At 34.9% G+C, this 19,126-nt stretch carries 18 protein-coding genes and 1 pseudogene; 12 read left to right on the top strand and 7 right to left on the bottom strand.

The features are described 5' to 3' along the window. The first annotated feature begins 7 nt into the window (after window positions 1–7). Complete coding sequence (locus CEG13_RS12950) at window positions 8–1,192, top strand: AAA family ATPase (protein WP_100012310.1); 1,185 nt, start codon at window positions 8–10, stop codon at window positions 1,190–1,192. A gap of 894 nt (window positions 1,193–2,086) precedes the next feature. On the opposite strand, the gene CEG13_RS18605 is transcribed toward CEG13_RS12950, so the two are convergent. From CEG13_RS18605 to CEG13_RS12925, 5 genes are all read right to left on the bottom strand, one after another. Continuing rightward, window positions 2,087–2,287 carry a hypothetical protein gene (locus CEG13_RS18605; RefSeq protein ID WP_192869553.1) on the bottom strand — a complete coding sequence of 67 codons (201 nt, stop codon included), beginning with the start codon at window positions 2,285–2,287 and terminating at the stop codon, window positions 2,087–2,089. Window positions 2,288–2,329: 42 nt separating this feature from the next. Next, a complete protein-coding gene (locus CEG13_RS12940) occupies window positions 2,330–3,583 on the bottom strand; it encodes a thermonuclease family protein (RefSeq protein WP_100012309.1) in 1,254 nt (417 codons plus the stop codon). 4 nt (window positions 3,584–3,587) lie between these two features. Next, window positions 3,588–4,256 (bottom strand): SHOCT domain-containing protein, encoded by a 669-nt coding sequence (locus tag CEG13_RS12935; protein ID WP_100012308.1) that lies wholly within the window; start codon window positions 4,254–4,256, stop codon window positions 3,588–3,590. Window positions 4,257–4,538: 282 nt separating this feature from the next. Beyond that, the gene (locus CEG13_RS12930) at window positions 4,539–4,796 is read right to left on the bottom strand and encodes a YueH family protein (protein ID WP_100012307.1); all 258 of its coding nucleotides are present in this window, start codon (window positions 4,794–4,796) and stop codon (window positions 4,539–4,541) included. 12 nt (window positions 4,797–4,808) lie between these two features. After that, window positions 4,809–5,384 carry a site-specific integrase gene (locus CEG13_RS12925; protein WP_100012306.1) on the bottom strand — a complete coding sequence of 192 codons (576 nt, stop codon included), beginning with the start codon at window positions 5,382–5,384 and terminating at the stop codon, window positions 4,809–4,811. A 1,221-nt stretch (window positions 5,385–6,605) separates the two neighbouring features. Here CEG13_RS12925 and ltrA point away from each other — a divergent pair. From ltrA to CEG13_RS12895, 6 genes and pseudogenes are all read left to right on the top strand, one after another. Further along, window positions 6,606–8,423: a group II intron reverse transcriptase/maturase gene (gene ltrA, locus CEG13_RS12920; RefSeq protein ID WP_100012305.1), complete on the top strand. Its 1,818-nt coding sequence runs from the start codon at window positions 6,606–6,608 to the stop codon at window positions 8,421–8,423. A 174-nt stretch (window positions 8,424–8,597) separates the two neighbouring features. Next, window positions 8,598–9,296 carry a hypothetical protein gene (locus tag CEG13_RS12915; protein WP_100012304.1) on the top strand — a complete coding sequence of 233 codons (699 nt, stop codon included), beginning with the start codon at window positions 8,598–8,600 and terminating at the stop codon, window positions 9,294–9,296. Window positions 9,297–9,408: 112 nt separating this feature from the next. Beyond that, window positions 9,409–9,854: pseudogene (locus CEG13_RS12910) on the top strand (GNAT family N-acetyltransferase). 242 nt (window positions 9,855–10,096) lie between these two features. Then, window positions 10,097–12,673, top strand: a complete 2,577-nt coding sequence (locus tag CEG13_RS12905) for a helicase C-terminal domain-containing protein (RefSeq protein ID WP_100012303.1) — start codon at window positions 10,097–10,099, stop codon at window positions 12,671–12,673. Window positions 12,674–13,068: 395 nt separating this feature from the next. Then, window positions 13,069–13,524, top strand: a complete 456-nt coding sequence (locus CEG13_RS12900; RefSeq protein WP_100012302.1) for a hypothetical protein — start codon at window positions 13,069–13,071, stop codon at window positions 13,522–13,524. Window positions 13,525–14,760: 1,236 nt separating this feature from the next. Next, the gene (locus CEG13_RS12895; RefSeq protein WP_100012301.1) at window positions 14,761–15,741 is read left to right on the top strand and encodes a tyrosine-type recombinase/integrase; all 981 of its coding nucleotides are present in this window, start codon (window positions 14,761–14,763) and stop codon (window positions 15,739–15,741) included. A gap of 367 nt (window positions 15,742–16,108) precedes the next feature. Here CEG13_RS12895 and CEG13_RS18770 read toward each other — a convergent pair whose 3' ends face one another. Further along, the gene (locus CEG13_RS18770; RefSeq protein ID WP_158234687.1) at window positions 16,109–16,270 is read right to left on the bottom strand and encodes a hypothetical protein; all 162 of its coding nucleotides are present in this window, start codon (window positions 16,268–16,270) and stop codon (window positions 16,109–16,111) included. Between the two features lie 121 nt (window positions 16,271–16,391). Here CEG13_RS18770 and CEG13_RS12890 point away from each other — a divergent pair, with 121 nt between their 5' ends. Continuing rightward, entirely contained in the window at window positions 16,392–16,568 is a 177-nt protein-coding gene (locus tag CEG13_RS12890; RefSeq protein WP_100012300.1) for an aspartyl-phosphate phosphatase Spo0E family protein, read from the top strand. A 33-nt stretch (window positions 16,569–16,601) separates the two neighbouring features. Next, entirely contained in the window at window positions 16,602–16,754 is a 153-nt protein-coding gene (locus CEG13_RS18765; RefSeq protein WP_158234686.1) for a hypothetical protein, read from the top strand. A gap of 148 nt (window positions 16,755–16,902) precedes the next feature. On the opposite strand, the gene CEG13_RS12885 is transcribed toward CEG13_RS18765, so the two are convergent. Beyond that, complete coding sequence (locus CEG13_RS12885; protein ID WP_100012299.1) at window positions 16,903–17,268, bottom strand: YhjD family protein; 366 nt, start codon at window positions 17,266–17,268, stop codon at window positions 16,903–16,905. 308 nt (window positions 17,269–17,576) lie between these two features. Between CEG13_RS12885 and CEG13_RS12880 the strand changes: the two genes are divergently transcribed. The 3 genes from CEG13_RS12880 (at window position 17,577) to CEG13_RS12870 (ending at window position 19,121) form a co-directional block, all read left to right on the top strand. Then, entirely contained in the window at window positions 17,577–18,017 is a 441-nt protein-coding gene (locus CEG13_RS12880) for a replication initiation protein (RefSeq protein ID WP_100012298.1), read from the top strand. Between the two features lie 87 nt (window positions 18,018–18,104). Continuing rightward, complete coding sequence (locus CEG13_RS12875; RefSeq protein WP_100012297.1) at window positions 18,105–18,374, top strand: hypothetical protein; 270 nt, start codon at window positions 18,105–18,107, stop codon at window positions 18,372–18,374. Between the two features lie 384 nt (window positions 18,375–18,758). Next, a complete protein-coding gene (locus CEG13_RS12870; protein WP_100012296.1) occupies window positions 18,759–19,121 on the top strand; it encodes a DUF2513 domain-containing protein in 363 nt (120 codons plus the stop codon). Window positions 19,122–19,126: the final 5 nt, after the last annotated feature.

The raw sequence follows: 19,126 nt of genomic DNA, 5'->3' as shown, positions 1-19,126 counted from the left end.
CTTTATCGTGAGTGAAGAAACTATTTACGTTTACAAGAAAGATGAATACCAATATTACATAAAAAATAGAGAAGAAGCTGGAATCCCTGTTTTTAGCTTAGCGAAATTCGGTATTGGTCTTGAAATATCAGACGTCGACTTTCAATGTGATATTGACCTTACCAGTACTATAGCCGCACTTACTAATAAGAATTTTGAAACCATAAAATATAATGTTGAGCAAGCGCTTTATCAGATTATAGAAAACTGTGACGGGGTTCGTTTTTTGGTAGAGTCCAAGTACAATCAAATTGTCCTTCAAGAGCTTGGTCTGTTCTTTAGGTACCGTGAGTTCATTAATATGAATAAAAGTTACGACTTAGATACGGTTGAAAAAATACAACCACTTTCCAAATCAATTAATAAAGTAGTTGATTTAAATAAAACTAGACTTAATAGCCTTTTTAAGACCATTGAAAAAGATTTGGTTGGTCATCATAAGTTCAAAGGTATTCTCAACAGAGAAATTAGTATGTTTAAGTTCTTCAATACAAAAGTAAATGATTTACCTATTTTGTCGGTATTTTTACTTGGCCCTTCAGGAGTAGGTAAGACTGAGATTGCACGTATTTTACATAGTTTTCTTGATCAAAAAAATCCCTTAGCGAAAATAAACTTTGCTAACTACAAAAGTGAAAATTCACTAGCAAGCTTAATTGGTAGCCCCCCTGGATACGTGAATAGTGAAGCTGAAAGTGACCTTGTACAAAAGATAAATAAAAGCAATGCAGGGGTGCTATTAGTAGATGAATTTGAAAAGGCTGATCCTGCAGCCCACAATTTTTTCCTTCAATTATTAGAGGAAGGTAAATTTGACGATGCAATGGGACGTGTTCACAACCTAAATGGATACATTATTATATTTACCTCAAATTTAGACAAACACAATTACAAGGAGAAAATCCCACCAGAATTACGATCTAGATTCAATGTAGTAAATCGATTTAACGCTTTGAATTTTGAGGACAAAAAAGAATTTACTAAAAATATCTTAAAGATTTATCAACGGAAGAGTGGTAAAAGAATGACCGATAGTGACAGAGAAGAAATTCTTTCTAAAATAAATATTAAAGGTGAAGATAACCTCAGAAATATACAAAAAAATATTAGGATTACATTTTACCTTTTTCTTAAGGAGAAAGGTAAAATATAAATGAACGTTACTAAGAATAGCGTACCTTGATATACTTTTTCAAAGGAATTTCAACAATACCAGCTAATAGCAAAAAGACTATTCAAGAATACGATCGGGCGCAATTGTTGAGCAAAAGTAAACATCTTTTTAATCACAAATTACGTATGTAATAGCCAGACGAATATATAAAGTAAACAACTATTTCTTGAGACAGCCGCATTTTTCAACGGAATAATGCGGCTTTAGGTCGACAATATTAAACATCTTTATTTTCACTTAACAACAAGCTCAAGGGTGGTGATTTCAGTCGATTTAACAGATAATGATTATGACAGCTGGTGAAGAAAATAGTCAAGAAATCATCTACGCTAGATGAAATTCTTAAACATTTAAAGGATAGAAATTTCATCAAAACAGATTGCAAGGTAGAAAAAAGATAATTCTCATCAATCCAACGCTGATGAACACACCAGAAAAGTAACCCTAATAACCCTAATGCTAATTTACCCCAATAGGGACAAGGCTTTCAACTAGGGCAACCTACTTGCCCTAGTTTACCCTAATACCCCTAAACAGTGATCCTAATAATGCTGGGATAGGGTAATTAGGGGAGACTAGGAAAAAAGAGTTCCTAGATTAAGACCATGTGGGAGTGAATGTTACTGGGGACTAGGGTAACTAGGGTACTGAGTTCAATAATATAAGGGTATTAGTATACTTGAGCAGGTTTGCTACCTACCCCCAAAATCAACGATTAATAGCAAATAGCTCTTATTTACGAATGATGTTCCTATAAGATCTATATAGTTGTAATACATGACACCCCTCTCTTATCGGAATGTAAGTTCCGTTTATGGTTGAAAGAGAAGGTGCACAGAGGTGCACCCAATCCTTATTCGCAAGTAGCAGCTCTTATTTAAACAATGAAAGAAATCCTTTTTTCTTCTTTTTGGAAAGTGGTTTCCCTAACGCTTTTTTCTTAATGTATTTTTTCGGGTCACTTATAGCTGTCGCTCCACCTTTACCGTAGCCAGGTGTAACGGATTTTTTTACTTTTCTTTTCATGTTAGATTTGGCCTTTGATATTGGGGATCTTGGCTTTTTTATCTTCATTCTTATCACCCACTTTTAGTTTTTGCTCACGCACACCCAACATTATTGCAAACTGTCACACGCGATTCCGTCCGTGTCTCGGTTTAGATCGTGCGGATCGCTGGCCGGACCTCCAGCGGCTTCAAAGAATGCCTGCGCTACCGAATGAGAACTAAAGTCTCCACAGTCTCTGTCGGGGCCGAACGGATCAAACGGAAGATCGGTGGCTGGCGTTTCTGTCTCCGTCTCTGGCTCTGGTTCTGTCTCTGGCTCCGGTTCAGGTTCTGGATCTGGTTCTTCCTGATAATTATATCCGCCTTCATCGACCGGATCGGCATAACCGGGAATCGACCATACCCCGATCCCTGCATCAATAGCCGGCTGCTGAGCCGCGTGGAATTCTTCCAGCATGGTCAGATCGTTGTATAAATACGCTGTTTTCGCTAAACCCTCTTCCAGCAGCATTTCTTGTATGGTTTCGCCGTCATGGTAGACGTAGGCCAACAGCCGGCCATAGTTGTCTCTTTCCTCAATACCTACCTGCACCCGGACTTCCTCACCCTGCAACGTATCTTTCACAAATTGGGAGGCCTCTGGCCCAAATGGCTGCACCGGCTCACTCGGGTGCACTGTCTCCGGCGTGTCAATCAGCAATAGTCGCACATCCTCTGTGGTGCCATTCATGTTGATTTCTAGCGTGTCGCCGTCTATAACTTTGGTAACGGTAGCAACTTCGCCGTATTGTTCCTGTTCGGCTTCTTCCGCTTCCTGCTCGGCCTTTTCCTTAGCAACAGCTTCATCCTTCGCTTTCTGCTCGGCAGCAGCTTTTTCTTCTGCTTCCTGGCGTTCTTGTTCCTCACGCTCTTTGCGTTCTTCCTCCGCCTTTGTAGCAGCTTCTTCTTTTTCACGCTGTTCTTGTTCTTTTTGAGCCTGTTCTTCTTCTTGCTCATCGTCTGTTTCGTTATCTACCTTCGCGGTTGCTTCGGTGGTTTCAATATTGCTAGATTTCGTTTGATTGTCACTCGCCACTTGATCTTTCGGCATTGGCACAAACCCTAAGAGCAAAATCGTTACAAACAACACCGCGCTTGCAATTTGTCGATTTGGTATGCTTAATATCGCTAGCTTTCCTTTTATGAGTGCAACAATAGCGGCGATGAAACCTACGCCAGCGATTGTGTTTACTAAGGATAAAATGTTATCTGGGAATGGCCTGGTTGCTTCCGATAAAATATAGAAGGCAAGAAACAGGTAAATAAACCAAGCCAAGATTTTTTTCCAGGTTGTATTCGACCGGAAACCCGGTATTTTGTTCATATTTTCACCCCTCTAATATTTTCTTTTTCTCTGCAGCAAACTCGTCCTCAGTAAGGGTGCCATCATCTTTAAGTTTGGCAATTTGCTCTAGCAGCTTGTATTTATTTTGTGTGGGCTTATTCGATTTCTTAGGAACTTCTGGATTATCGATTTTATTCTGCAATACCTTTATAAAGGTATTGAACTGATCCTTCTTTTTAATTCGATGAAAAATAACCTTTGATTTTCCGACTTCAATTTGTAGTTGATGTGGCTTCAACGGGAATACACCATCTTTTATTCCGTTTATTTTATTGTGCTTCCAGGACTGTTTAAAACTGCTTTTTTTATCTTTTTGAGCGAACAGCAAACGGTCATCTGTTATAATTAGTACGCCGAATATTTTTTTGTTTTGGACATCGCCATAATCAGCACCAACGAACCCTAAAACGCTTTCATATTCTTTTAAAACCTCTTTATCAGCATACAATATAGAGTTTTTATTGCCATAAAGCTGCCTTTCTAGTTTACTGGTATCACTATCCCCGGACCATTTTGCCAAAATGTCATGAATTTTTTTCTCTCGTTCCTGTTTTGCGAGGTATTTTGGCTCATTATTTAGTTCTTCTTCCCTTTTCTCCATAGCTTCCCTGATTTGCCTTTTATTTTCTTTCCACTTTTCCCGCAAGCCCATCTAATCATCCCCTTTTTTAATTTGAATATATCTTATCATATTAATAGCTTCACTTCTCTCTTCGGCGGACATATTTTTCCATTTATTGAACATTGATTCTGTTGGATCGACCAATAACTTATGCAAAATAACCTTCAGTGGTTTGTTTTGGTTTATTAATTTAACCAAGTATATAATCTGCAAAAGGTGCTGCACAATATGAGCATACCAGACCTACAGGGTTTCCCGCTCATAGAAATTTTAAGATAAAACTCTAATATTATGAGCTTAATATTTGATATTTTATTGTCCCCATTGTATGTAATGATAGATATGATTTGATAACTCGATAGCATGCTCTTCTAACATTGGTAAAGATAATGCTTTTAAACACTCCTGCTTAGCTTCATTATCATTTTTTATCATGTTCCACAAGTAGCTAAAATTCCATACTGGGATTGATACTAAAATTTGGTCTTCCATATCTGTGTAATAAACATCTACATTGCCAAAATGCTTTTTTAATACTTCGTAGTTTTTAATATTTAGCTGACAATCCAAGTAACTCCCCTCCTACAGTACAAAACTTTTCATATTATTTTCTATCTGTTCATCAGTAATCCCTATATAGTCAAGTGTAATTCTTGGGTGAGAATGATTTAAGATCATCTGCAATTCGGCTACATCTTTAAACTGTTTATAGTGCCAGTAACCAAATGTTTTACGCATGGTATGAGTCCCAATGCCATCGGGCATATCGACCATATCGGATGCTTTGTTAAGCTGTCTATACGCTTGTATTCTGCTTATCGGCTTGTCCCCTTTACGACTAGGAAAAAGCCATTTTGCACATCCCAATGTCTTTATATATTTGTTTAATTCTTCATATATGTTACTAAGGTGAATAGTCCGGGGCTTTTCTGTTTTTCCTTCCTTAACAATCAACTTCTTTTTACCTTTTATGTCACTAACCTTTAGCTGTAATAAGTCGGTGACACGTAAGCCCGTATTGATTCCTAATAGGAACATTATGTAATCACGTTCGCTGCACCATTTTTTCAGTGACCATTTCATATCATTTAATTTTTCTAGTGATCTGATAGGCTGTACATCTTTAATTTCTTCTTTTTTATTCGGCTTACTTACCATCCCTACAACCCCTTTAAAAACAGCATTTTGAATGTAACATATTTTCAATTAAACTTAATGTACCCTGATTTAAGTTAAAAGTCAATGGATCAAACAAAATGAATGTAACCTTTTAAGTATTTTGTTACATTATTATTCATAGGAAAAGAATGAAATTTCTATAGGTAAGGGTATGAAATTTTTCCATATGTGGATTTATCCACAGTTTTATGGATGTTTTCCCACCTATGGAAATTTCATGGGTGGAGTATGGAATTTCTATACCCACTATAATACGGTATATCCCCGCTATGTCCTGTTATAGAATATTTAATTATTAATTTTCGTTACAGTCGCTTTATCTGCTGATTACGGCCAAGTAAATGTACCAATAAATGACAGGTGGTAATAAAATGTTATACTTGTTGTACTAGTTTGATCGATTTTCAATAAGAACTATATTCGACCAGCGGGTCATATTGTTGGTGCGAAACGTTCCTGACTTAAATGAAATGTGGTCACACAAATTCGGTAAAGGTCAGGCAGTTTAGTTCTTTTTACTGAAGGATTATGTCGAAGGGTCGAATGAAGAGGTAACGTTCTGAAAGGCTCTCCCTGCGTCGAATAGCACACTGTTTAGTAAGAAATAGTGTGTTATAAGCTCGGCCAATAGGCGTGAGAATTTACCGTAACAGTTTGGCTGACGAAACCCTACCCGATGGGGTGGTGTAAATCATGATGCTTGGGTTGAATAGATATGGTGAGAATGCAGTGAAATATAATAAGAAAGTATATTGCTGACGAACTTCTGAATGTACGGGCCTAGACTGGCATGATATAGAAATGTATTTACTACCAAATGTAGGGTTAGCTGTGGATGAGTAAGAATCCGCAATATGAAAATCCACCTTGTGTTATAGGCACATGCAACGCTAACAGGCTCATAGGAAGCACCTAAGTCGGTTCCATAATAGACATAATTCAACGTTGTAAGCTGATAACGCGGAGAGCTTACTCTTGATGAAACGTTGGAAAGGAAAACAGTTGTGAGATTAGCGACTGTATAACTCTTCTTCATATCAGTGAAAGTGGTGGCACAGTACCATTGAAGCGTGTAACGAACGTGGAGGGATAGCCACTAGACTAATAAAAGATTCATTCAACCATGCAAGACAGTTCTTCAACGATTAATAAGGTTCTTGTAAGACTAATAGAGGTTCAGCTCCAAAAGGAGCTACCGACTTGTTAAAACGAAAGAAGCTGAGGCACAACGAGTATTATGATATGCAATATCATTTTGATTCTTTATATGCTCAAAGTGCTAATGGTCAAAATTTTTATGGATTAATTGATTTGATGCAATCTGATGATAATATTCGATTAGCTTACCGCAATATTAAACGAAATACTGGCAGTAAAACCGCTGGTTATGATGGATTAACAATTGAAGATATAAAGCATTTTTCTGTGTCAGAAGTTGTATCTACGATACAACGAATGTTTGAACACTATACCCCAAAAGCTGTTCGACGGGTATTCATTCCGAAGGCAAATGGAAAAACACGTCCATTGGGGATTCCGACTATTTGGGATAGGTTGTTCCAACAGTGTATCCTACAAGTGCTTGAACCGATTTGTGAAGCTAAGTTTTATAAACATAGTTATGGTTTTAGACCGAATCGCAATACACATCATGCGAAAGCTAGGTTTGAGACGCTCATCAATCGTGCATGCTTATATCATTGTGTAGATGTTGACATCAAGGGATTCTTTGACAATGTGGACCACGCCAAATTAATAAAACAAATGTGGTCACTGGGCATTCGTGACAAGGCGCTACTCTCTATTATCTCACGACTTTTAAAAGCTGAAATTATTGGAGAAGGTTTCCCAACGAAAGGTACACCACAAGGGGGTATTTTATCTCCCATTCTATCTAACATTGTATTAAATGAACTAGATTGGTGGGTTAGTAATCAATGGGAAAGCTTTGAAACTCAAAAGCCATATAAAACGAAGCTCGGTAGATATAATGCATTAAAACAATCGAATTTAAAACATTGCTATATCGTAAGATATGCAGATGATTTTAAGATCCTTTGTCGAACTCGTTCACAAGCAATTAAGATGTATTATGCAGTAAAAGATTTTCTTAAAACAAGGCTTCACCTTGAAATTAGTAAAGAAAAATCAAAAGTAGTCAATTTAAAGAAAAACTCATCGGAGTTTTTAGGTTTCCGTCTTAAAGCACATTTGAAAAGTACGAATACAAGGACTCTGTATGTCGCTCGCTCACATATGACAAAGAAAGCACTTAAAAATGCACAGATAAAGTTAAAGCAGGCAATAAAGGTAATTCAAAAACACCAATCACCTGAGAATGTTTGGCGCTTTAATACAGTTATAATGGGAATCCAAAATTATTATTCTGCAGCGTCACGTATTACAGATGACTTAATTACGCTGAACCATCGTCTTCATAAAACATTATACAATCGTTTAAATGAAATGAAAAAAGAAGCTACGCTTCAGGATCTTACCAAATCCTTACAGAAAAGGTATAAGGGATATGAGTGTAAACTCTATAAAATAAAGGGAATGGTTCTTGTCCCAATCCACGCACAACGCTGTAAGGTGAATCTTAATTTTTCTCAAACTATCTGTAATTACACCATTGAAGGTAGAAATAAAATTCATCAAAATCTGCGAGCGATTAATAAGCAAACGCTCACTCATGTGATGAAGCAATTTATTCCTAACCGTTCCATAGAATATAACGATAATCGGATTAGCCGTTTTATCGCACAATATGGAAAATGTGCAGTCACAGGAATTGAATTAGGATTGAACGATTGGCATTGTCATCATAAAACGCCATACCATCTCACAAGGGATGATTCGTACGGGAATTTAATGATACTGCATCAATCTGTTCACCGCCTTATTCATATGAGAAATCAAGAGAAGATACAAGCGCTTTTAAGCGCACTCAAGTTAGATGAAAAGCAACTCAAAAAGGTCAATAAATTGCGTGAGCAATGTCTGAACGAAGCTATCTGATTCTACATTTCATCCTTGCATATACATAAAAACATTGAATGAATTGGATTAGTTGGAACGCCGTATGCGATGAAAGTCGCACGTACGGTGTGAAGTGGGGGAAAAGCTGGCGATAATTTCAAAAGCTTACCTATCACTATAATAAATCAATGGACAGGTTATAGGAGATGTAGTATGGAGATAATTAAAAAGCCACAACTTATAGAAAAGATTAGAGAATATAAGTTAATTCCAGTAGAAGTAAAGGTTCTAGATATATCTAATCGAATTTTTTTAGGTATGGAGGAAATTGAGGAATTCCTGAAGTTTGTAAGTAATTCTAATCTTGGATGTGTCTATTACTATTATACTTACTATAGTTCAGAAAAATATATAATTCCTGAAGATGATTATAATGATAAGTATGAAAAAAAATTAAAAAACGAGGTTCGTCGATATAATAAACAAATAGAAACATTAGATTTTGATTCGCCAAAGAGTTTGATATTATTTGTTCTTCAGAATGGCAGCCTTGTAGGAATTGAATTGTATTATCCTTGGATAGAAAACAAAGGAATCGAAGCAGCAGAATATGCGAGTGATGAAATTGAAAATAAATTCCCTTTTGAAGTTAAAAGAGCGAAAATTCGTCGAAAAGACAATAAAAAAGAAGATGAAAATAAGCTAAGGGAAATTATTTTTGACGATCCCGAGTTTGCTATGCATAGTAAAAACCAAGATCTTAGATACTGGTACTTAGCTGATTTGCTTGATAAAGAAGATATGAAGCAATATAGGTATTTGGTGCATCCGTATGGTATACCAAGTTCCGGTAAAGCAAAGGTGTTTATGGATATCACCTTGATGCTTTATAAGGAAAGAAAAAAGGAATAATCCTTCATAAACGGGTGCTGATCAAGAATAAGTATTAACGCCTTAAACTGGATATAAGGACCATATTGCAGAAGATCAGATTGGTTTCAGGGATATAATTGGAGGGGTTGTTATGGATTATAATTATAGTAAAATGTCACAAGAACAAGCAGAAAATATTGCTTCAAATTGGCACTATGATGGTAAATATTCTTTTTATGATGTTTAGGCAGATGAAGAAGATTTAGTTGAATTTTTGGATTCAAAAAACGGGGAGACTCTCATTACATGTTAAAGAAGACGAAGAAGAAATTGGGTCCTTTAGTTTTAATGACAAGAGTCAGTTGATATTGGGTTAGGAATGAAACCTGAATTGACTGAGAAGGTCTTGGTATGAGCTTTTTAAAGCTGGACTCAGATTTGCGATATCCAAATATAACCCTAAGGAAATAACGCTTTCCGTTGCCACTTTTAATGAAAGAGCCTATAAAAGTCTATGAAAAAGCAGGGTTTGAATCTGTTGAGACCTTTTTGCAACATACAAATGGCAGCGTTTTGAGTTTTGAAAATGAAGTATGAATGCGTAAAGTAAACAGCTATAGTATGTTAAAGTTTCTTACGAACGGGCGCAAGAATTGAATAAGCAAACACCGACTCTATGGGTTTATCAAATAAAAGAGTATAAGTCAAAAAATCACTAAGGAAATTTTTAAGTTCAAGCTCTATTGGTCTATATGCTTATTCAGCATAGGTGAAAATGTATTTATAGAGTCATATAATGTTATAATACTCTTAAATTTAAAAAGAAAGGGGTAAATCCTGTGCCGTTTTTTATACCTGATGAAGATGAGAGTAAGTATAATGATACAATCGATTTATTTAACAAGTTAGGCAAGCTGGAAAGACTTTCTCATGAACAAGGTGAATCATTAAAAGAATATGAACTTAATAGAGATAATAAAACGGACTTTGCAATTGAAATGCCATCTGGACATGGTAAGACTCTTGTTGGTGGACTTATATCTGAATACAATCGAATAAATAATAACTGGAGGGTAGTTTATGCATGTGCTACTAGACAGTTAGCTAATCAAACTCACCAATTACTTGATTTATATGGTATTTCTTCTGTCCTTTTAACTGGAAAGGGAGATAATTTCTCACAAATTGATTTGGGTAAGTACCAAAGGTCAGAAGCAATATGTGTAACAACTTATGGACATATTTTCAATATTAATCCAAAGTTTAATGACTCAAATTTAATAATTTTTGATGATGCACATGCAACTGAGTATGCAATAAATGATTTTTGGTCAGTTGATATTAATAGGCATGAAAATAGTGATATTTTCGAAGCTCTTGTTTCAACATTAGGAGATAGTCTTTCGCCTAATGTGTATGACAAACTAATACACGGTACATATGATCCTATGACTGATGGAGTAGATATTGTTTCTTTTCCACAATGGTACAAAAAAACAGATTCTATTAGAAGTTTGTTAGATTCACGCACCGATGATACCAAGCTTTATTATCCATGGAGTAGAATCAGAAACAGTCTCCATTCATGCCAAATATTCGTTAATCACTCAAATATAGTTATTAAACCTATAATACCACCAAATAAAGTACATCAAGCATTTGTTAATCCTCAAGAAAGAATATATATGTCAGCTACTATTGGTAAATCTGGAGAACTAGAAAGAATGTTTGGTGTGCAGGATATTCATTACATTAATAAATTTTCCAATCATTCAAATAAAGTATCTGGCAGAAGACTCATAATGTTTCCTGAGGATCATTTTGAGGGAGAGGAATTGGAAAGAGTATTAAAAGAAACTGCTATTAAAAGCAACAGAGCTCTCATATTGACTCCTTCAAGAAAAAGCATGAGAAAAGTAAAGGAGAAAAAAGAAAATTTATTACCTGAATTTACTCTTTTCGAGAATAGTGATATTGAAGATGATTTAACTAAATTTACCGATGAAAATAATGCAATATTAGCTCTGACAGGTAGATATGAAGGAATAGATTTAAAAGGCGATGAATGTAAGTTAGAAATCATTCATGACTTACCTGTTGCTATTAGTATTGAAGAAAAGTTTCTTCAAGACCGACTGAACGCCACGGAACTATTAAATAGTAAATTATCCACAAGAATTATACAAGGTTTAGGTAGATGCACTAGAAGTAAGAATGACTCTTCGGTAGTTTTATTTACCGGAAAATACGTTGGCTATTACTTGTATAAAGATGAATTTATAAACCTGCTACCTGCTGATGTTCACGCTGAAATGAACCTTGGTTTTAATCAGATTGATTTTATTAAAGATGTTGAATCATGGCATACTTCAATAGAAGAATTTAATAACGGATCAGAAAATTGGAAAAGGGTTGAAAATCACCTTGAAAGACAAGAAAGTAAGCTGATGGAAGAAAAACAAATGGATCCTTCGAATGAAAATGCTGTCCAATTATATAATTCTACTAACCATGAGATTGAATTTATTTATAACTTGTGGAATGAAGATTATTCAAAAGCTCACATTTCTGCTAATGAAACACTTACAAAACTAGGGAGAAATGAAACCTTAAAAGGTTATAGAGCATGGTGGAATTATCTTATAGCATGTGTATCTACACTGCAACGTGATGAAGACAAGACTAGAAAATATCTAACCAATAGCTTAAATGCATCTGATAATAAAGTATGGTTAGACAAAAGGGATATAAGTTTTAATGATGAAATTCAGGATGAGATTTATTCAGAGGATTTAGAGCTTCAAATTGAGCGAATGAGTAATTACTTAAAATCATTTGGTGATAGGGAGAAAAAATTTGACAAAGAATGGGCAAAGGTAATAGATGGATTGCGAAAAAAAGAAGCTCAATTTTATGAACCTGCACTTAAATCTTTAGGTACTATACTAGGTTTTTATGCAGAAAAACCTCCTAATGAAGAAGGAGTACCAGACGGAGTGTGGAACATTAATAACACATGGATATCTTTAGAAGCTAAGACAAATATAGAAGATGAAGATGCCTATATTCCATTAGATGATATAAGACAAGTGTTTGTGCATAAGAAATGGGTGAAAGAGAAATATAATTTGGAGAATGAAGAGAAGGTTACACTTGTTATGGTATGCCCTAAATATAAGATCAAGGATACATCACAACATGCTGCAGAAGGTATTTACTTAGTTAGTACAGAAGACATTATAGAATTAGCTACTAAATTAGAGGGTGTACTTCGTAGTGGATTAAATGAGTTAAAATACGGAGTTAAATCAAATCTAAGACGCTTACTCATAAGTAGCCTTTATGAGAAACATTTAACATCCGAACACATCTTAAATAATTTTACTAGAAAAGAATTGGCTCAGCTAGTTGATTAAAAGCCTTTAGATAAATATGTTGAGTAAGGTTGAGAAAAGTAACCACCGTTATTTGCTTATACTAGCGGTAGTTACTTTTTTATTATGGCGATAATTCAGTAACAAGAAAAGTACGAGGCGTTAACCTGTAGAGCTTAGAAAAGGATACAGGAAAAGGAACTTATGATAAGAACTTGATTCACTTTTGCTAATCTGTACAGCAGAGATAAAATTGAGTTGCTGAGGACATAAAATATATTGATAAATGTTAAGCCAAAATTTAGCCTCGAAAAGTGTTCACTCTTGTCTAGGATTAATGGTATTATTTAGTAAATAAACTTTTTTTATGGGAAGGTTGCTGCTTAAATTGTATACTTCCCTGAAAAGGCAAAATCTTTTTAGGAGGCTAATTCTTAATGAGTAAATTCGAAGATAGTTACACACAGCTTTCAGTATACATTGAAAAATCATTAGTCGATAAACTCCAGCAAGTTCAAAAAAAGAAAGAGGATAATAGGAATATCTTTAGTGATGCTCTAAAAATGTACTTCAATCGTAATGAGCAAATTCAACCTTTATTTAATTTATTGGATGAGTTGGTTTATAAGCAACTTGATTTAAATCGAGTTACTGAGGTTTTAGGTGCTGATGAAAATCATTATTTGCTGAATGAAGCTATTGTACAAGTTGAATTACTGATTGTTAAGGCATATGGAGGAAATGAAGAGCACTATAGACATATTAGTAGCACAGAGCTTTTTCATAACTATGAATGGTATGCAGGTGAAGAACATAGAAAAGAATTAGTTGAATACATAAAACTAACAGTTGAAAATAATTGGACTAACGAGGTTGGTATTACGATATTATAATGTAACTCCAAATAATCTTCTGCGTGGAAAAAAGATAACTCTGGCTACTTTTTAATATGTTTGATATACTATACTCGTATAAATTTAATTTTAAGTTTTTTGGCGATCATTTTTTAATGATCGAGGTGAAGTCTTAAAAACAATGCAGCCTTTGGGTTGATTTTTACAGTAGGGAAGAAAAATGGGATAATATGCCCTTTTTCGAACGAATGTAAAAATCAGCCGATGGGCTGCATTTTTATTTTCTAAAAGGAAGGAGGTACTAAGATGTTTTTTATTGATGGAGAACATGAGAATAAGAGATGCTATTAAAATTACCAAATGCGAGGAGATTATCAGTATCGGGTTGGATGTTACGTAACGGCTCATCCAGAGCTGTACAATAAGACAAATTCCTATATCGAGGTTAGTCCTGTTGGTTAGGCTTATGATGTACTCAAGGGAGAGATTAAAATAGATCTTACTAGTGGTGAAAAGCTATTGGATGAAGCTATTATTGATCCTTTTGTATGGAACTTCTGGTTTCGATATAAATCATGCTCTAAGAGTGTATGGGATGAATCAAACTACAAGGTGTTTTTAGAATCTCTGCGAATTGTAAGAGAATAAATAAAAAACTACATATGTAGTTAAAGGGTAAGCGAAGTGTTCCCCTGGACCTTCGCTTTTTGCTTGCTCAAAAACAGGGTTTATATATATTAAAATCCATGGAAGTCTGAAAGAGAGAAAATGGTAGACATGGTACTGGATTGTTAGAGAGAAAGAAAAATCTGGTAGTAATTATTACTGAATCCTTGGGACACATTCAGTTCGGTTCCAAAAATAGGCTTGGTAAGACAAGTTCAAAATCTAAGAAACTGACACTGTTTAATATATGACGTGACAGTGAGGAAATAAAACGTCAAATACACTTCGTTTCTAAAACATCAGTAATTACTGGATTAAGTGTATTGCACCTATCACCTGTGGTGATAACAAGCGAAGCTTGAAGTGTGCACATTCATACTTAACAATTTAAATTTAAATGGACGCTGACACTGTAGCCGCTGTCTATATGGTGATTGCAAAATCACCATATAGACAGCGGCTACAGGGAGAGTCTCCATCCTTGGTAAATAAGGGTTTGTAACGCTGATATCAGGGTGGGTAATAAAAATTGCGTAAAAACACAGCAATTTGCCAATGGGATAACTATGTTCTTTTATAAAAATAAAAACAAAAAAAGGTGAAGATTAAATGAGTGGAAAGCGTGGATGGATCAGAACTCCCCAAGAACTTAAAAAACATTTAGTTAGTGATCCAGAACTTGTGAACAACAAAGGAACTTATATGAATTTAATGAAACAAACCAATAAAATAGCAAAACATGCAAAAGGTATTTCTATAACTTCGCAACGTCAATATTACAACCACTTTGACCAGTTTTGCCGTTTTATTGCTGACAATTACAACTTAAAAAACATAAAAAACATACAAGATAAGCATCTTGCGGCATTTGTACAGGAAAGGCAGAACGAAGCAAAATCTGCAGCATCTATTAAGCAAGATCTAGCCGCCGTCCGATATTACCATGACCAGATACCGAATACAAAATATTTTCTAAGTGACAATAAGACATTGGGGAAAAAGTTTGAAGGATTTTCATTAGAAAAAAGACAATTTGGTGGGATTAACCGGCGCGCAACTGAGTTTGAATACAAATCGTTGCTAAATATAGCAAACCAACGAAATCAACCTCAAATAGCTCAAATAATTCAACTTGCACGTGAGCAAGGGTTAAGAGTGCATGAAATAGTTAGGTTAAATCGTGCAGATGCTGAAAAAGCATTCAGAGAAAACCAGTTGACCGTTAAGGGGAAGGGGGGACTAATTCGTACTATCCCACTTCATGAAAAGTCCAAAGAAGTTTTAAAAGCAGCAATGTCTCATGTGAATAGGGGTGATAAATTATTTGTTAAAAGAGATGAGAAAGCTCATACGGTCATTCAAAGAACAAAAGACTTTATACGTTACCACCGATCCAAGGTACATGATCCAGCGAACAATCGGCTTCCAGGTGTCCATATCACTATGCACTCCTTCAGGCATGCTTATGCTAAAGAGCAATATGATCGCTTTATTGCTTTGGGGATGCAAGTAAAAGATGCACGTCTAGCAGTAAGTAAATTGATTGGACATTCTCGCGAAGACGTCACTAAAATTTATTTAGGAGAGTAAAGGATAATGCTAGAGCATGAAAATACATTAAAAATTAGAGTTAAAAAATCACCACATTAATAAAAACTGCCTAGTTATAGGTGTTAAATTTCTAATGTGTAGTGGTTTGTAAGTATACAACCTATGGCATATACCCAGATTTTGTAATGGATGGAAAAATCGTGGGAGTTGCAAACACAACCTATCTCTCGTATAATTTAGAAACAGGTTAAATTATCTTCTGTTAAAGAAACAGGTGTGATCCTTCCAATAGACTAACCACTATAGCGATGGTTGCGGACCATTGGCCAGTTGTTAGTCCCAGGAAGGTTTTTTCTTTTTGTTGTGGTTTTCAATCAGTTTTTTGCTCCAAGTTCCCACTCTCATCTTAACTTTCACCCTTTAATATTTCCTCTATTCGCTTTATCAGTTGTTCATATTGCTGTTTTCTCTTGTTTCGCTGTTCTTCATTAATTTCTTCCATTGATCGAAATTTTATCAGGCCACTGTCTTTTGATGAACCATTTGCCTTTTCGTTTTCCCTTTCCATGTAGATCACCTCAATATTAATATATGCAGTCAACAAGAATATTGCAAGGTAGCTTTACTTGTTGACAATATTCAAATTTAGTATTATAGAACTATAAAATTTTGAAAAAGGTGTAAGTATAATGACCCAGTCAGTGAGCAAAGTAAAAGATAGTTTGTCACAAATAATTGAAGAGAAAAGAAAGGAAATGCTTGATACAGCTAATATTTTTGGTATGAGCAATGCAAGAACATTGAAACATAGTCAGGACCTTGATGAGTTAATTCTTGAATACCAGAGATTGACATCTAAAGATTGATAAAAGCATAAATAGGGTGAAAGGAGGATTCAAATGACTGACTTATACAAGGAAGAACAAGAACTCTTAAAAAATCTTGTAGAAAGTGAAACCAATAAGGAATATCAAAATGCTCTGAAGAGAACGATCCTCAGATTAAATAAAGAGATGGAGAACCAGGAAAAGAAGAAAGAAACCAGTGAATAATTTTAATTATCCCGACCTTTTTTGAACCGTGAAATCCATAGTTCAATAGGTCAATAGTTCAATAGGTCATAGTTCAAAAATGAAATATATTCATATCATAAAGTAACCATGGTCAAAAATGAATCTGCGCCGTGGGTAGATATAAAGTTTAGACTAGGTATTCCTTCATCTTTTTTTCTACATTAGCCCTTAAGATAGAGTAGAGCCAACCCATATTATAGTGATATTTGTGGTATTTATATTTTAGCTCTAAGCCTTTATCTGTCTGATCTTCTTGATAAACATACATACCGATCCGCCGCATTGCTCTTCTTGTATTTGCTAAATCCTTTGTAACTGTCTCCATTTTTTGATTAAGCCAGTATTCATACAGATGCGGAAATTTGAAAGAGACACCCTGCAGATGCTTCTTGTCCCTTTCCAACACGGCCAATACATACGGAAGCACAATATAATCATGAAGTAGCTTATATTCCTCTTTACTAGGTCGAACGATTGGTTTAGATTTTGTCACGAAAGTGCCCCCTCATCAAATATGGCTACCTACTATCGAAATTTTGGATACCCCCATCCTGAAATTGGATGGGGGCTCACCCACAGATATGATTAGTTGGTTATTTTGCAAAACCTAGAAAGCAAAACTTTATTATTATCTTCTTCTGAAAAGGTTATTTATATTGTAACACAGGAAAAGAACATAAGTTCTGTTTAGGGATTAATTTTATTATTCAATTTCTGAAATTAGCTATTTCTTTTCGAAGTCTAAAATTCTATGTAATAATTAGAAGAGCATTGACTAGATTTCTTGGAGAGGGAATTGAAATGAGCCAAAAAAAGCGATCCAATGATAAAAAAGTTATTCAAACCAATGATTTAATCGAATCGATCTATGATACGGACCTTACAGCAATGGAGAAGAAGATCATTCGTTATGCTGCGAGCAAAATCGAAAATAATCCGGGAAATTTCCCTGATGTTGAATTAACAGTGAACGAATTTACAGCTGCTGCAGGAATAAAAGGCAAAGGGTATTATAGCCGAGTTATTGAAATTGCGGATGAATTAACAAAGAAACGGATTAAAGTACAGGATGATGATGGTATAGGATGGTTTCCATGGTTATCTGGTATTGTTTATCATGATGGTGTGGTATATGTCACCTTCAATAATTTAATAAAAAAGCAATTGCTTGAGTTAAGCAGAGAATTCACGGTGTATGACTTTCCTCATTTGGGCGATACGCAAGGTGGAGGAACAAATTGAATACTTATAGGAGAGAACATAAGGCAGATAACCAATTAGTTAATAGGTGTTAGCAATTAAGCTTAAAGGAAAGGAGTGAGAAGATTTATGTTGGATCCTAAACAACAAGCAAAGTATAACGAATTGAATGATTTACTAAAAGAATCTTCATCCAGGGAAGAAATTCAAAAATATTCTAATGAAATAATGGAGCTGTTCGATGAAACTGATATTAATGTAAGCACAAAGAATGATTCCTTCTCAGAAGTTGATCGAGACTTGTATAAGGAATACAAGGAAAAGATGCTTGAAGCGGAAACGACAGCTGATATTCATTATTATGAGGAAAAGATAATGGAACTCTTTAACAATCATTGAAGTTGATTGATCGATCACATACTTGATACAAGTATGTGTATCACTTCAAGGCTTTTTTTGTTGCCAATTTTACATTCAAATGTGGGTTTAAAATAAAGTTTAACCGTTTGAAAAAAGTTCGACCGTTTATAAAGAAGTTGTACCGTTTTTCCCCTTTGAATATGTTTTGACTAGAGGGTTTCTTGTGGTAAAAGTAATACAAGTTATACCGCATTACGATCGGGCCATTTAATTGAATAACTTGAGGATTAGACAACATAATTTTAAATAATCATTTTATGTAAAAAGGAACCTTTTATATGGTAATTTGCTATGTAAAAGGTTCTTCTTTATTTGTAATTGTGCTACCATTAGAAATAATAGGGAGTTAAGGGGGAGATTATTATGAAACGGGATATGGAAATTATTAAGCGTCTAATGTTATTAATCGAAAATCAAGTTGATGACAGAAAGGAATTAAAGATACCCGAAGATATAGATAGAGATGTCGTGGCGTATCATTTAAAGATATTAGACCAAGCAGGATATACTGTTAGTAAAATTCAGTATGCAGATAACTCACCAATGTGGATACACAGTTCCCTTACATGGGATGGACATGAGTTTTTAAGTGTTTTAAAAAATGATCAAGCTGTTAAAGTTGCAAAAGTAGAGGCGGAAAAGAAAGGTACCAAATTTAATGAATTGCCTTTTGAAGTTATAAAAGGGTTATTAATAGCAAGTTCGAAACAGTTATTAGGATTGTAGTGATT

Origin of the sequence: Lentibacillus sediminis (assembly GCF_002763455.1) — a bacterium.
Lineage (GTDB): Bacteria > Bacillota > Bacilli > Bacillales > Amphibacillaceae > Lentibacillus_D > Lentibacillus_D sediminis_A.
Note: the sequence above shows the minus strand (reverse complement) of the source record. Positions and strands in the feature narration are given on the sequence as shown.